Genomic DNA, 14716 nt, shown 5'->3' on the forward strand with positions numbered 1-14716 from the left:
ACCCGGGCACGCGGCACGCACGGGCACGCGGCACGACGCGGCACGGTGGGGCAGCGCGGGGCCGCCTACCAGCGCACCGGCAGCTCGTGGAGTCCGAACAGGATCCCGTCGTACTTGAAGGCCAACTCGTTCATGGGAACGGCCAGTTCCAGCGTGGGAATGCGCTCGAACAGCTTGCGGTAGGCGATCTCCATCTCGACCCGGACCAGGTTCTGACCGAGACACTGGTGGACGCCGTAGCCGAACGCCACGTGCCGCCGCTCGGAGCGCTCCGGATCGAAGGCGTGCGGGCAGCCGAACACCTCGGTGTCGTGGTTGGCGGCGGCGATCAACGGCACGATGCCCTCGCCCTTGCGGATCCGCTGCCCGGCGATCTCCACGTCGTCCACAGCGACCCGCAGCGCCACCATGTCCGCCACCGAGTGCAGCCGCAGCAACTCCTCCACCACCCGCTCGCCGCCGATCCACTGCGGGTTGGCCAGCAGCGTGACCACGCCGAGACCGATGTTGTTGGCGGTGGTCTCGTGGCCCGCGATCAGCAGGAGCAGCAGGACTCCCGACAGCTCCTCGGCGGTGAGCTGCCCGGTGGCCAGCAGGCGGCTGATCAGGTCGTCCCCGGGCCACTTCTCCTTGATCGCGATCAACCGGTTGATGTAGCGCAGCAGTTCGCGCGTGGCCGTGGCCCGCTGCTCGTCGGTGGAGGTCCGGATGGCGACCAGGGTGCGGGTGCGGGACTCGAAGAAGTCGCGGTCCGCGGGCGGCACTCCAAGCAGCGAGGAGATGACCAGCGACGGCACCGGCAGTGCGAAGTCGTTGACGAGGTCGGCCGAGTCGCCGCCCGCCAGCATCGCGTCGATGCGCTCGTCCACGGTGCGCTCGATGGCCGGGCGCAGCTCGCGCACGCGCCGCACGGTGAACTCCGGGATGAGCACCTTGCGGAACCGGTCGTGTTCCGGCGAGTCCAGCCCGACGAACCATCCCGGGATCTGGTCCTGTTTGGGCACCCCCATGGTCTCGCCGACGTTGGGGAAGCCCTCGTTGTCCGGGTTGGCGCTGATCTTCGGATGGGTCAGCACGGCGCGCACGTCCTCGTGCCGGGTCACCAGCCAGATCGGTACGCCGTTCGGCAGGTGCGACAGGACCAGGCCCTGCCGCGCCCGGTGGCTCGCGTACTGGGACAGCGGCAGCGGTTCCTCGGGCGTGCGCAGGGGGAAGCCGACCACCGTGGGGTCTGTGCTGGTCGTCATGTCCGTTCCTTCTTCCTCTTCCTGAGGTTCTGAGGCTCGACTTCCCGGGGGTCCGGCTTCCTGAGGGGCGACGTCTCCGCTCGCCCCGCGGCGTAGAACTCCCGGACGGCGGCGGTGACGTACTCCTGGTCGGCGGCGGTCAGGCCCGTGTGGGTGGGCAGGTACAGCCCGTCCTCGCTGAAGCGGTGCGCGTTGAGCGACGGCCACACCGGGTCCAGGTAACCGGGCTGCCGGCTCATGGGCTTGAAGAACAGCCGGGTCTCGATGCCCCGGTCGGCGAGATGGGCGCGCAGCTCATCGCGGCGCTCGGCCCGCAGGTCGTACATCCACAGCACGTCCCGCGGCGGCATCAGCGTGATCCCGGGTACGTCCTCGAGCCCGGCGTCGTAGCGGGCCTCGATCTCGCGGCGGGCGGCCAGGATCTCGTCCAGCCGCTCCACCTGCGCCAGCGCGACGGCCGCCTGCATGGCCGTCATGCGGAAGTTGTAGGCCAGCTTCTTGTGCAGGAAGCTGTGGTCGCGGGTGAATGCCATGGCCCGCAGATGCGCGAGCTGTCCGGCCAGCCGGGGGTCGTCGGTGAGGCAGATCCCGCCCTCGCCCGAGGTGATGATCTTGTTGGCGAAGAGCGAGAAGCAGGCGATGTCGCCGACCGGCCGCACGCCGTGCGCCTCCGCGGAGTCCTCCACCACCCGCAGGTTGTACTGGTGGGCGAGGTCCATCACCGCGTCCATGTCGCAGCGGCGCCCGTAGACGTGCACCGGCATCAGCGCCTTGGTGCGCGGGGTGATCCGCTCCTCGATCAGGGAGACGTCGATGTTCAGGTCGTCCCCGCAGTCCACGAAGACGGGTGTAGCCCCGGTGTACGTCACCGCCCACGCGGACGCCACCATGGTGAACTCCGGCACGATCACCTCGTCGCCGGGACCGACGCCGAGTGCGCGCAGCGCCAGGGTCAGCGCGGCCGTGCCCGAGGAGCACGCGACGCCGTGTGCCACGCCGTTCCACTCGGCGAACGCCTCCTCGAAACGGCCCACGTACGGGCCCTGGGAGGAGATCCAGCCGTCGGACACGGCGTCGGTGACGTACTCCAGTTCACGCCCGTCGAGCGCGGGCCGGGAGACGGGGTGGGTGAAAGACATGCGTCCTCGCTGCGGTGACTGGAAGGAGGGGGGCGGCCGGTCCTGCACCGGCCGCCGGACGGACCGGTGTCACGGCGTCGGCAGCAGGCCCAGGACCAGGTCGGCCGCCGCCTTGCGTCCGCCGGCCGCCTTCTGGAGCGCGCCCAGCCGCTCCGCGCACTCGCGGTAGGCCGGGTCCTCGGTTACCCGGGTGAGCTTGTCGACGACGTCGTCCGGGTCGACGGTCTGCGGCCGGTCCAGGGTCAGGCTGATGCCGAAGTCCCGGCCGCGCACCGCCTGGTCGAAGCAGTCCACCCACAGCGGGCGGACCACCTGCGGCTTACCGAAGTACACGCCCTCGTGGTAGGCGTTGCCGCCGCCGTGGGAGAAGAACACCGACACGTTCGGGTGGGCCAGGACATCCAGTTGGGACGGCACCCAGCTCTCCACCCGCAGGTTGTCCGGCAGGGACCCCGCCGGCGGCAGCAGGTGCTGCTGCTCCTGAGGCAGTTTCCACAGGAACTGGTGGCGGTCCGACAGCCGGCGGGCCACCTCCACCAGCGCCCCGACCTCGGCGCGGGTCAGCCGCGTGATGGTGCCGAAGCCCATGTAGACCACGGACGACTGCCGGTCCAGCCAGGCGGAGACGTCGTCGGCGTCCGGGGCCTCGGGCAGCGGCGGCAGCAGCGCGCCCACCAGCCGCACCTTGTCCGGGACCTCGAAGGGGTAGTCCAGCTCGGGGATGGAGGAGCACAGCACCATCGCGGCGCCGTCCACCCGCGTCAGCGCGTTGGGCGGCGCGATGCCCAGCTCCTTGCGCAGGGCGGCGTCCTCCTTGAGGACCCTGCCCATCCGCGGGTTCAGGAACATGCCCAGCGTCCGCCACTTGAACATCGTGTTGGCCAGCCGCTGCCGGGGGGTCATCTCCAGCGGCAGCCCGGAGTTGGGCACCGGGAAGTTCTTGGGGGTGTACGAGGAACCGAAGGGATTGTGGGAGGTCAGCACGTTGCTGGCGACGAACGGAACGGACAGCACGTACGGAATGCCGTGCGCCAGCGCCAGGTCCACGCCGAAGCCGCTGACGCAGTCGATGACCATCAGGGCCGGCCGCACCTGTCGGACCGCCTTCTCCAGCGCCCGGTACTTGCGCGCCTGCAGCGCCGGCCTGTACGACTGCCGGACCACGGCCCGGTGCGCCTTGAACCGGGAGGACTGGGTCACTTCCCGGTAGACGGCGTCGTCCCAGGTCACCGCCGACAGCTCGGACACCACCTCGCCCAGCGAGGCGAACGACACCGCGGACGCGGAGGCCAGCCCCGCCACGTCCGCGCGCCGGTGCTCGTCGGTGGCGAACCACAGGTCGGGGACACCGCGCCGGGCCAGCTCCCCGGCCAGCACCAGCAACGGGTTGAGCAGCCCGCTCTCGGGGAGGCTGACGAAGAGGATCGGCCGTGCGGCGGAGTCCATGGGGGCCCTTTCACGAGGTGAGTGCCGAGGTCGCCGGTGCCCGCTCGGGCACGTCCGACGGCGAGGAGGGTGCTGCGCGTGCGCGGCCGCCGGCCGGGGCGGGGCGCGCGGGCGGCGCCGACCGCACCACAACTTGATCTCACGGCGGGTACCGGGAAATCCTTAGACTTCCCCGCCCGTCGGGCATCCGGGGACGGACGCGGGCCGGTGCGACCGGCGCTCCCTGTACGGTGTTCCGAACTGAGCGTTCCGGATGTGCCGATCATGCGGACGCCCACCGGACCGCCGGCCCCGGCCTCAGCACGAAGCAAGGGAGACGACGTGACGAACCGGGCACGGGTCAGTGGCCCGTCCCTCCCACTGGTGGGCCGCGCGGCCCACCTGGAGACGCTCGCCGCCAGGGCCGCCACCGCCCGCGCCGGCCGCCCGCAACTCGTCGTCCTGGACGGCCCGGCGGGAGCCGGCAAGACGTCCCTGCTGCGCGCCGCACTCGACGGCGGCGGCCCCTTCGACGGCATGACCGTGCTGTACGGAGCCTGCCGCGCGGTCGACTCGGCCCACGGTTACAGCGGCGTCCGTGCCCTGTTCGGACCGCTGAACCCGACCGCCCGGCGCGGCCGCGCCGCCACCCTTCTCGACGGCGCCGCCCGCCACGCGCTGCCCGCGCTCGCGCCCGACCTCTCCGACACCGCCCACGGCAACGGCTTCGCGGTCATGAACGGCCTGTACTGGCTGTCCGCCAACCTGATGGCGGACCGGCCGCTGGTGCTCGCTCTCGACGACGTCCACTGGTGCGACGAACGGTCCCTGCGCTGGCTGGACTTCCTGCTGCGGCGCGCCGACGACATGCCCCTGCTCGTCGTGCTCGCCCTGCGCACCGAGTCCGGCCCCGCGGCCGGCCCCGCCCTCACCGACCTCGTGGCCCACCACCAGCACCTGCCGCTGCGCCTGACCGCCCTGTCGGCACCGGAGGTCGGGGAACTCGTCCGCAGCGCCCTGCCCGGCACCGAGCCGAGTGCCTCGTTCGTCGCCGCGCTCACCTCCGTGACCGGCGGCAACCCACTGGAACTCCAGTGGCTGCTGCACCGGTTGCACTCCGCCGGGGTCCGCGCCGACGACGCGGGCGCCGAGCGCGTCACCGAGATCGGTGGACGCGTCATCGCCCCCGCGGTGCAGGAGGTCCTCGACGGTCAGCCCGGCCGGGTGCGAGAGGTGGCCCGGGCCCTCGCCGTGCTCGGCCCGGAACACCCCGAGCACCTCGCGGCCCTGGCCGGCGTCTCCCTCGTCCAGGCCGAGGAGGCACTGGAGATCCTGCGCCGCGCCGCGCTCCTCCAGCCCGACCGGCTCGAACTCCTGCACGACGTGGTGCGTACCGCCATCCTCTCCACCCTCGGTCCCGCGGCACTCGCCCGGCTGCGCACCCGCGCCGCCCAACTGCTCAGCGACGTGGGACGGTCGCCCGAACAGATCGCCGGGCAACTGCTGCTGCTGCCCGAGGCGGACGAGCCGTGGATGACGTCCGTGCTGTCGGCCGCCGCCGCCCAGGCCGAACAGCGGGGCGCGCCGGAGGCCGCCGCCCGCTATCTCGAACTGGTGCTGCGGGCGGCCCCGGACGATCCCCAGGCGCGGATGCGGCTGGCCGAGTGCCTGGCCGAGACGGACCCGGCCCGGTCGGTGACCCTGCTGCGCGAGGCGCTGGACCTGGCGGACGACGTACGGACGCGGGCCACGGTCGCCGTCCGGTTCGGCCTGGCCTGCCTCAGCGTCCAGCGATCGCCCGAGGGGGCCCGGGTCCTGACTGAAGCCCTGGACGCCCTCGACACCGCACTCGGTCCCGTCCCCGAGCCCGCAGACCAGGAGCTGCGTACCTTCGTCGAGTCCGCCCTGCTGATCGTCGGCGCCGACGAGAAGTCCACCATGCCGCTGGTGCGCGCGCGTGCCGCGCGGCTCACCCCGCCGCCGGGTCACACCCCCGCCCAGCGCCAGCAACTCGCCATGCTCACCGTGCTCACCGCGATGGACGGCCGGTCCGCGTCACAAGCGGTGCGGCAGGCCCGCCGCGCCCTGCACTCTCCCGGCGTGCCGCTCGGCGCCTGGTCCCTGCTGCCGGCCTCCCTGGTCCTGTCCCTCGCCGACGAGACCGGTGAGGCGCTCGCCGCGCTGGAGACGGTGCTCGTCGACAGCCGGCGCTCCGCCGCCGTGTGGACGTACGTCCTCGCGCTCGGCACCCGCGCCTTCGTCCACCTCGACAACGGTGTCATCACGCACGCCATGGCCGACGCCCAGACCGCCATGGAACTCCTCGGCGACCAGGAGTGGGGCGAGGGTGCCGCCATGCCGCAGACCGCCTACGCGGTCGCCCTCACCGAGCGCGGGGAGCCCGCCCGGGCGGAAGAGGTACTCGACACGATCAAGCGCCCCCGCCTGGACCGGTTCGTGTGGGAGTACCACTGGTACCTCATGGCCCGAGCCCGGGCGCGCCGGGCCCGGGGCGACGCCCAGGGCGCCCTGGACCTACTGCGGACCTGCGGGGACTCCCTGGCCGAGTGCGGACTCGCCAACCCGGTGCTGGCCCCTTGGTGGCTGGACGCCGCCTGCCTGCTGGCCGACGCCGGCCGGCACGCCGAGGCGCGGGCGACGGCCGGACACGGGGCCGCGCTCGCCGAACGCTGGGGGACCCGGCGTGCCCTGGGCTACGCCGCCCTCGCCCGCGGGGCCGCCACCCCCGGACCGGACGGAACGGCACTGCTCCGGGAGGCCGCCGGGAGGCTGGCGGCCTCGCCGGCCCACGCCGACCACGCCCGGGCGCTGGTGCACCTGGGCCGGGCGCTGCTGGCCGAGGGCGAGCGGCGCGAGGCCCGTGAGCACCTGCGCGACGCCGTCGCCCTCGCCCGTCGCTGCGGCTCGCTCGCCCTCGCCCGGCAGGCCCGCGAGATCCTGGTCGGGGCCGGCGGACGGATGCGGGAGATCACCGTGTCGCCCCTGGACATGCTGACCGGCACCGAACGCACGGTGGCCACGCTGGTCGCCTCCGGAGCGAGCAACCGGGAGGCCGCCGAGTCCCTGTTCGTCACGGTGCGCACGGTGGAGCTGCATCTCACGAGCGTCTACCGCAAGCTCGGCGTCACCCGCCGCGCCGACCTCGCCGCCGTCCTGGACACCGACGTCCTGCCCGCTCAGGCGCCCCACGACGCGTACGCCCGGCCGACCGCACCCTGGCGGGGATGATGCGGGAGAGACGGCAGCGAGACGAGACGGTCAACAACACGTCAGCGGGGTGTCCCGACCTGCCCGGGCCTCTATACGATCATGAGATGCCGCTCGCCGAGCTGTCCCTGCTGGAGCGCGACCGGGAGCAGGCGGTGCTCTCCGCCGTGATCGGAGAGCTGTGTTCGGCCCGGCCCGCGGTGGTCATGGTGACGGGTGAGCCCGGCCTGGGGCAGAACGACCTGCTGCGCTGGGCCGCCCGGCACGCCGCCCGCAGAGGAGTGCGTGTCCTCACGGCCCGCGCCACTCCGGCCGAGCACGATCTGCGCTACGGCGTCGTCGGACAACTGCTGGCCCACGACGAGCAGTTCGCGTCCCAGCAGCCCAGCCTCCTGCTCCAGCAGCACCGGCCGGGCCGGTACCCCGGCCTGACCCGGCTGCTCACCACCTCCCGCGACCACCCCACGCTCCTCGTGGTGGAGAACGTCCACCGGCTCGACCCCGACTCGCAGCGCTGGCTGGAAGCCCTGGTGCGCCGGCTGCCGCGCGTGCCCGTGGCCTTGGTGACCAGCTCCACCGGCACCGCCGGCATCAGTCCCGAATGGTGCGCGAGCAGCCCGGTCACCGGCATGGCCACCACGGTCGAGCTGGCGCTGCCCGCCCTGACCGCGGTCGGCACGGCCACCGCGGTGGAGACGGTCTGCGGCACCCCCGGCGACCCCGCCTTCACCGCCGCCGCCGTCGACGCGACCGCGGGCAACCCCGCCGTCCTGCGCGACGCCCTGTGCCGCTTCGCCCGCGCCGGGCACCGCCCCGACGCGGACCACGTGGACCACCTGCGGGCCGTCGCGGCCGAGGTGATCGGCGATCACACCGCCCAGATCCTCAGCGAACTGCGCGACCCCGTGGCCCTCGGCGCCCTGCGCGCCCTGGCCGTCTGCGGCGACCTCCTCGACTTCGCGCTGGTGATGGCCCTGGCCGGGGCGCGCTCCGTGCCCGAGATCCGGCTCCGCGCCGCCCTGGAGGACAGCGGTCTCGTCACCGTCCGGGACGGCCGGCCGCGGGTCGGCGGTCCCGTCGTCCGCGCCCGCATCCTGGAGGAGATGCCCGCGGACGAGCGGGCCGACCTGTACGCACGGGCCGCCGAACTCGCCCAGCGGGTGGCCGCGGACGACCAGGGCATCGCCGACCTGCTGCTGCCGGCCGGACCGGTCGACGCACCGTGGGCCGTGCACACGCTGCGCCGGGGGGCCGCCGCGGCCCTGCGCGCCGGACGGCGCGACCGCGCCGCCGCCTACCTCACCCGCGCCCTGGACCTGCCGATGTCCCCCGAGGACCGCATCCGCGTCACCCTCCGGCTGGCCTCCGTCGAACTCGTCACCGCCCCGTCCGCCGCCGAACGCCGGCTGACCGGCATCATCCGCGCATCCGAGGAGACGTACGACCCCTTCCGGACCCGGGCGGCCGACCTGTGCCTGCTCGGCGGTGCCGCCGACGGGGCCCGCCGCGCCCTCGCCACGGTCCTCGACGAAGGCCGGCGCAGCACGCCCGCCGACCCGGACACGGCGAGGGCGGACGCCGTCCGGCGGGACGAACTGACCGCCCTGCTCCGTCTGGCGCAGCCCTACCGCGACGACCCCCTCGAGCTGGACGTCCCGTGCGTCGCGGACCTCCCCGGGCCCCCGCACGGTCCCGCCGCCACCGGTGTCCGGGCGTGGGTGGCCGCGATGCGCGGAGACGACCGGCCGACGGCGCGCCGGCTGGCCCGCGCCGCGCTGGATCCCGACCGCGCCTGGGGGCCCCCGCTCACCGTTCCCCGGCTGCTCGCCTGCCGGGTACTCCTCCTCACCGAGGACGGGGACGAGGCCGCGGCCCATCTCTGCGCCCTCATCGCCGAGGGCCACCGCGAACGCTGCCCGACGACCCTCGCCCACGCCCTCGCCACCCGAGCCGACCTCCACCTGCGTCACGGCCGGCCCGACGCGGCCGCCCACGACCTGGCCGCCGCCGACCTCGAACTCCCTCCCGGCAGCCGGCATCCGCTGTCCTACCCCTACTGGACCGCCCTCGCGCTCATCGCCGAGCTCTGCGGCGGCCGTGCGGACCGGGCCCACGCGGTGACCCGCCGCCCGGTGCCGGTCCTCGCCGCGGAGGGGGTCGCCTGGGCCCAGTCACTGTTCGCCCGGGGACTGCTGGCCGAGGCCGAGGGCGACCCCCGCCGGGCACGCGCGCTCTTCCGCGCCTGCGGGCGCTGGCTGCTGCGCCACGACTGTCTCAACCCGGCCCTCATGCCCTGGCGCTCCCACGCGGCGGAGGCCGCCCACACCCTCGGCGACACCGAGGAGGCGCTGCGGCTGGCCCGCGAGGAGGTCGCCCTCGCCGAACGCTGGGGCGCCCCGGGCGTGCTCGGCAGGGCCCGGCTCCGCCTGGCCGGGATGACCGGCGAGGACCCGCCGCGGCACCCGGACGCGGCCCCCGGGACCCACCCCCGCGCCGGCTACGCCCCAACCGTCCTCGCTCCGGCCGCCGCCGGTGCACGGGGACACGCCCCCGTGCCCGGCACCGGACGCGCGGCCGGCCGTACGGCCCGCGCCACCACCGGCCCCGCGGACCTCCACGCCCCGGACGCCCAAGGGCAGTCCGGACCGAGGACGGCTCCCGCCGACCGCGCGGCCGGCAGTGTGCCGCCCGCCTGGCGCGTCCTGTCGCCGGCGGAGCGCGAAACCGCCGTGCTCGCCGCCGGCGGACTGACCAACCGGGAGATAGCCGTCGCGCTCTCGGTGACCGCCCGGGCCGTCGAACTGCGACTCAGCGGTGTCTACCGCAAGCTGCGCATTCGAGGACGCGACGAACTGCGCGCACCGATCCACGGCACGGAGGGCGACTGACCGCATGCTTTTGGAGCGCAACACCGAGATGTCCCTGGTCGACGCGGCACTCGCCGCCGCGGCCGAGGGCCGATCGTCCCTCATACTCGTCACCGGCCCGCTCGGCGTGGGACGCTCCGCCCTGCTCCAGCACCTGCCGGCCGTCGCCGACGGCCACGACGGAGTCCGGGTGCTGCGGGCCAACGCGGCACCCATGGAACAGGACTTCGCCTTCGGCGTCGTACGCCAGCTCTTCGAGAGCCTGGTGTCCGAGGCCTCCGAGGACACCCGGGCCCGGTGGATGGACGCCCACGCCTCCTTCGCGCGGCACGTCTTCGCCGACGACACCGCGTCCCCGGGCGCCGACCAGGCCGCCGCGGCCACCGAGGCGGTCCTGCACGGACTGCTGTCGCTCCTCGCCAACGTCAGCGCCGACGGCAGCCTGCTCCTGCTCGTCGACGACCTCCAGTGGTCCGACGTGCCCTCCCTGCGCTGGCTCACCTACCTCGCCAAACGGCTGCACGGACTGCGTGCCGTCGTCGTGTGCGCACTGCGCGACGGCGATCCCCGCAGCCACCACACCCTGGTGCGCGAAGTCAGGGAGGCGGCCACCCAGACCCTGCGGCCGGCCTCCCTCAGCCCGGCCGCCACCCGCGCCCTGGTTCAGGAGCGGTTCCGGGAGGCGGGCGAGGAGGAGTTCGTCCGCGCCTGCCACGAGACCTCCCTCGGCAACCCCCTCTTCCTCATGTCCATCCTGCACGGCCTGGAATACGCCGGACGCCGGCCGGTCGCGGAACACGCCCACCAGGCACGCTCGTTGCGCCCCTCCCAGCTCCGCGAACGCCTCACCAGCATCCTGCGCACCCAGCCTCCTCCGGTCCGCGACCTCGCCGCCGCCATCGCCGTACTCGGCGACCACGCCGACCCCGACAGCGTGGCCCGCCTGGCCGGGCTCGACACCGTGGGCTACACCGGCGCGCTACGGGCCCTGGGCGCCCTCGGACTCCTCACCGCCGAGCGTGCGCCGTCCTTCATCCACCGGGTGGTCAGGGACGCGGCCGAGTGCACCCTGACGATGGTCCAGCGCGAACAGTTCCACCACGAGGCGGCCGCCCTCCTCTACGCCTCGGGCCGCCCCGCCGAACAGGTCGCGGCCCAGCTCATGGCCGTCGTCACCCGCCACCAGCCCTGGGGCGTGGACGTGCTGCGGGCCGCCGCCGACACCGCGCTGCGCCGCGGCGCACCCGACGCCGCCGCCCGCTACCTGCGCCGCGCCCTGCTCGACAGCGCCGCCCAGGGAGCCGACCGGGCCCGCCTGCTCGTCGAGCTCGGCACCGCGGAACGCGTCCTGGACCCCCTCGCCTGCGAACGGCACATCGCCCAGGCGATCACCCTGCTGCCCGAGGCCCGCGACCGGGCCGTGGCCGCGCTGCGCATCTCACCCACCCCGCTCGGACCGGCCCCGTTCACCTCCGTCGACCTGCTGCGCCAGGCCGCCGACGGACTGGGCCCCGCCGCCACGCTCACCGGGGCCGACCGCGATCTCGCCCTGCGGCTGGAGGCGCGGCTGCGCCACTGCGCGTACGAGGACCCCTACGAACTCGCCGCCGCGGTCGAGCGGTTGCGCGGGCTGGGTGCCGAACCACCCCTGGACACGGGCGGCGACCGGGAACTGACGATCGCCCTTCTCGTCGCCGCCACCTTCGGCTGCGCCCTTCCGGCCGCCGAGGTCGTCCACCACGCCGAACGGGTCCTGGACCGCGAACCGGCCACCTCGGCCCGGATCCACTCCACACTCCCCCTCGTGGTCATCACCATGATCGCGGCGGACTCCGTGGAGGCCGTGGACTCCTGGCTCGCCGTCGAGTACCGGGCCCAGGAACGCCGTACGGCACCGGCCGACGCCCTGGTGCACATCGAGCGGGCCCTGGTCCACCTCGGGCGGGGCCGGCTCGTCCAGGCCCGCGAGCAGTCCGAGACCGCTCTCGCCATGACCGAGTCCGACCGGCACCCGCTCGGCGCGGTCGCGACCATCGCGCACGCCATGGTGGCCCTGGAGACCCGCGACCCCGCCCCTGCCGAGCGTGCGCTGCGCCGCGCCGAGACCACCCGTCCCCAGGGACTGACCGTCACCGCCACGCTGCGCCTGCTGGGCGCCGCGGGTGACGTCGCCGCCGGAGATCTCACCGGGGCACTGGACTCCCTGGAGTCCTGCGGGCGGCAACTGGAAGCGGCGGGCTGGCAGAACCCGGTGCTGTTCCCGTGGCGGCCCTGGGCCATCGGCGTCCACCACCGCCTCGGCGACCGGCGCCGGGCCCACGCCCTGGCCGAGGAGGAGTACGCCCGGGCCGAGACGTGGGGCGCACCGGTCGGTGTGGGCCGCGCCCTGCGCCTGCTGGGACGACTGGAGGAAGGCGGCCGGGGGACCGCGCTGCTGCGTCAGGCGGTCACCGTGACGCGCGGCTCGGCCAACCAGCTCGAACTGGCCCGGGCCCTGCTCTCGCTGGCCGAACGCCTGGGCGGGGGAGCGGAGTCGCAGGCCCTGGCCCGGGAGGCCGCCACACTGGCCACCGCGTGTGGTGCGCCGTGGCTGGCCGAACGGGCCACCACCGTCGGCGGCGGGCCGTCCGTCGCAGCGGTCACCGCCCCGGAGAGGGTCCTCACCCGCACCGAACGCCGGGTGGCCGCCTTCGCCTGCCGGGGCCTGACGAACCAGGAGATCGCCGGCGCCCTGGGCGTCAGCTCCCGTGCCGTGGAGAAGCACCTCACGCATTCCTACCGGAAACTCGGCATCCCGGGCCGACGGGAACTGATCGCCCTCATTTCCGCTGCGGGACAGGTCCGTCCGGTGGAATAGACGATCGGGAGAACGCCCGGAAACGTTTCCCTGAATATGCGGGACCGTGTCCGGGCGTTTCCGTTTGCCCGCCGCGGAAGGTGGCGGCGGTCCTCTTCCGTGGGGTCCGCGGGTACGGGCCCCGCGTACACGTTCCCCCGGCGTGTGCACGGTGAGGTGTTTCAGGCGGTTTTCTCCGCTTGTGTACGCCGAACTGTGCGGGGGACGCACCGAACCACGGACACCGAACCCCTTCGGTACGGGACCGTACCTACCGAAGGGTGTACCACAGTATTGGCAGGCCGGGGGTGGATCGGATTGACCGGTGGATACCCCGCTTCGTAATCTCCGAAAGCATTCGCGATTACCCGGGCATTCGGCGGAACGAGGCAATTTCCGGCCGAACGAGCGCCCGTGTCGTGAACCTCCCCCGTGATGCACACAAGCGAAGAAGGGCCTGAGTTCCTTGACGCTCACCCCCCACCACCTCGTCATGGACCGTCGGCACGGCGCCGACCCGGCCGACGGGCCGGCGAAGGCCGGGGCCGTCGATGGCGGCCGGCTTCCCACCTCCGTGGCCTGCCTGGACCCCTCCCTGACCATTCAGCAGGTCAACCAGGAGTTCGACCGCCGGTTCGGCGGTCCGGCGACGGACCTGTGCGGCCGGCCCTTCTGCGACCTTGTGCACCCCAGCGTGCAGCAGCCCTTGATGCAGCAGTTCTCCCGCATGCTGGAGGGCAAGCGCCACCGGTTCGCCACGGAGGTCATCACCGCGGGCGGAGACGAGGACACCGCGCGCACCCTGCCCCTGACCGCCATGGCGGTGCGGGGCGGTCACCTTCCGGACGTCGCCGCGATCCTGGTCATGATGCCCGCCGCGGACGGCGAGCCGGACGGGGCGGGGAGCGTGGTGCCCCGCAAGAAGCTCCTGAGCGAAGTGGACGCCCGGATCCTGGAGGGCATAGCCGCCGGCGTCTCCACCGTCCCGTTGGCCGCCCGGCTCTACCTGAGCCGTCAGGGCGTGGAGTACCACGTGTCCGGACTCCTGCGGAAGCTGAAGGTGCCCAACCGCGCGGCCCTCGTCTCCCGGGCCTACTCCATGGGAGTGCTGAAGGTCGGCACCTGGCCCCCGAAGGTCGTCGAGGACTACGTCAAGTGAGACCGGCCGAACTCGACGGTGCGCCCGCCGGACCGGCCGCCCTGTCCGCACTGGCCCTGACCAACTACGGGCACTTCACCACCATGGTGGTCGCCGACGGCGCGGTGCGCGGCCTGGACCTCCACCTGGAGCGGCTGGTACGCGACTGCCGCGTCCTCTTCGACGCCCCCCTCGACGTCGCCCGGGTCCGCGCCCTGGTGCGCCGGGCGGCGCCGGGGGAGGGCAGGTGCGTCGTCCGGGTCACCGTCTTCGATCCGCACCTGCACCTCGGCAACCTCGGCGAGGACGCGCGCCCGCGGGTGCTGGTGACCACCAGGCCGGTTCCCGTCTCCCCGCCGGGCCCCTTGCGGGTACGGCCCGCCGTCCACCTCCGTGACCTGCCCGAGGTGAAGGGCGTCGGCCTGTTCGGTGCCCTGCGGCTGCGCCGCCTCGCGCGGCGCGCCGGATACGAGGACGTCCTGTTCACGGACGGCGACGGTGCGGTCCTGGAGGGAGGCACCTGGAACATCGGCGTCGTGCGCGGCGAGCGCGTCCTCTGGCCGGCGGGCCCCGCTCTGGCGGGGACCGCCCGTGAACTGCTCCGGCGTACCGGAGCCGGCACGGCCGCGCGCGTCACGCTGTCCGATCTGGCCTCCTGCGACGCCGTGTTCGCCACCAACGCCGCCACCGGGGTCCGCCCGGTCACCCTCGTGGGCGACCTGGCCTTCCCTGCCGGCCACCCGGTGGTCACGGGGCTCGCCGAGACCTACCGGGCCCTGCCCGCCGAGCCCTTGTGAGGCGGGGCGCACCCGGAGGGCCCGGAGGCCGGGGGGCGC

8 protein-coding genes are annotated in these 14716 nt (G+C 74.1%); 5 read left to right on the top strand and 3 right to left on the bottom strand.

The window, feature by feature from the left end; all coding sequences use genetic code 11:
- Window positions 1–65: 65 nt before the first annotated feature.
- The 3 genes from B1H29_RS34840 to B1H29_RS34850 all read right to left on the bottom strand — a co-directional run bounded on the left by B1H29_RS34840 (window position 66) and on the right by B1H29_RS34850 (window position 3832).
- Window positions 66–1247, bottom strand: a complete 1182-nt coding sequence (locus tag B1H29_RS34840) for a cytochrome P450 (RefSeq protein WP_055420164.1) — start codon at window positions 1245–1247, stop codon at window positions 66–68.
- A complete protein-coding gene (locus tag B1H29_RS34845) occupies window positions 1244–2386 on the bottom strand; it encodes a DegT/DnrJ/EryC1/StrS family aminotransferase (protein WP_234393115.1) in 1143 nt (380 codons plus the stop codon). Before B1H29_RS34845 ends, B1H29_RS34840 begins: the two co-directional genes overlap by 4 nt.
- 69 nt (window positions 2387–2455) lie before the next feature.
- Complete coding sequence (locus tag B1H29_RS34850; protein WP_055420163.1) at window positions 2456–3832, bottom strand: glycosyltransferase; 1377 nt, start codon at window positions 3830–3832, stop codon at window positions 2456–2458.
- Between the two features lie 321 nt (window positions 3833–4153).
- Here B1H29_RS34850 and B1H29_RS34855 point away from each other — a divergent pair, with 321 nt between their 5' ends.
- The 5 genes from B1H29_RS34855 to B1H29_RS34875 all read left to right on the top strand — a co-directional run bounded on the left by B1H29_RS34855 (window position 4154) and on the right by B1H29_RS34875 (window position 14677).
- On the top strand, window positions 4154–7060 hold the full coding sequence (locus B1H29_RS34855; protein ID WP_055420162.1) for an ATP-binding protein: 2907 nt from the start codon (window positions 4154–4156) through the stop codon (window positions 7058–7060).
- Between the two features lie 86 nt (window positions 7061–7146).
- Window positions 7147–9927 carry an AAA family ATPase gene (locus B1H29_RS34860; RefSeq protein WP_055420161.1) on the top strand — a complete coding sequence of 927 codons (2781 nt, stop codon included), beginning with the start codon at window positions 7147–7149 and terminating at the stop codon, window positions 9925–9927.
- A 4-nt stretch (window positions 9928–9931) separates the two neighbouring features.
- A complete protein-coding gene (locus B1H29_RS34865; RefSeq protein ID WP_055420160.1) occupies window positions 9932–12763 on the top strand; it encodes an ATP-binding protein in 2832 nt (943 codons plus the stop codon).
- Between the two features lie 445 nt (window positions 12764–13208).
- Window positions 13209–13901, top strand: coding sequence for a PAS and helix-turn-helix domain-containing protein (locus B1H29_RS34870; RefSeq protein WP_107095337.1), 693 nt, complete (start codon window positions 13209–13211; stop codon window positions 13899–13901).
- Complete coding sequence (locus B1H29_RS34875; RefSeq protein ID WP_055420159.1) at window positions 13898–14677, top strand: aminotransferase class IV; 780 nt, start codon at window positions 13898–13900, stop codon at window positions 14675–14677. The genes B1H29_RS34870 and B1H29_RS34875 overlap by 4 nt, the downstream gene beginning before the upstream one ends.
- The last annotated feature ends 39 nt before the right edge of the window (window positions 14678–14716 follow it).

The sequence above is a fragment of the Streptomyces pactum genome (assembly GCF_002005225.1).
In the GTDB taxonomy this organism is placed as follows: domain Bacteria; phylum Actinomycetota; class Actinomycetes; order Streptomycetales; family Streptomycetaceae; genus Streptomyces; species Streptomyces pactum_A.

Bases quoted from the DNA above. Each gene is read 5' to 3' on its own strand.
- B1H29_RS34840 (WP_055420164.1), bottom strand. From the start codon at position 1,247: ATGACGACCAGCACAGACCCCACGGTGGTCGGCTTCCCCCTGCGCACG.
- B1H29_RS34845 (WP_234393115.1), bottom strand. From the start codon at position 2,386: ATGTCTTTCACCCACCCCGTCTCCCGGCCCGCGCTCGACGGGCGTGAA.
- B1H29_RS34850 (WP_055420163.1), bottom strand. From the start codon at position 3,832: ATGGACTCCGCCGCACGGCCGATCCTCTTCGTCAGCCTCCCCGAGAGC.
- B1H29_RS34860 (WP_055420161.1), top strand. From the start codon at position 7,147: ATGCCGCTCGCCGAGCTGTCCCTGCTGGAGCGCGACCGGGAGCAGGCG.
- B1H29_RS34865 (WP_055420160.1), top strand. From the start codon at position 9,932: ATGCTTTTGGAGCGCAACACCGAGATGTCCCTGGTCGACGCGGCACTC.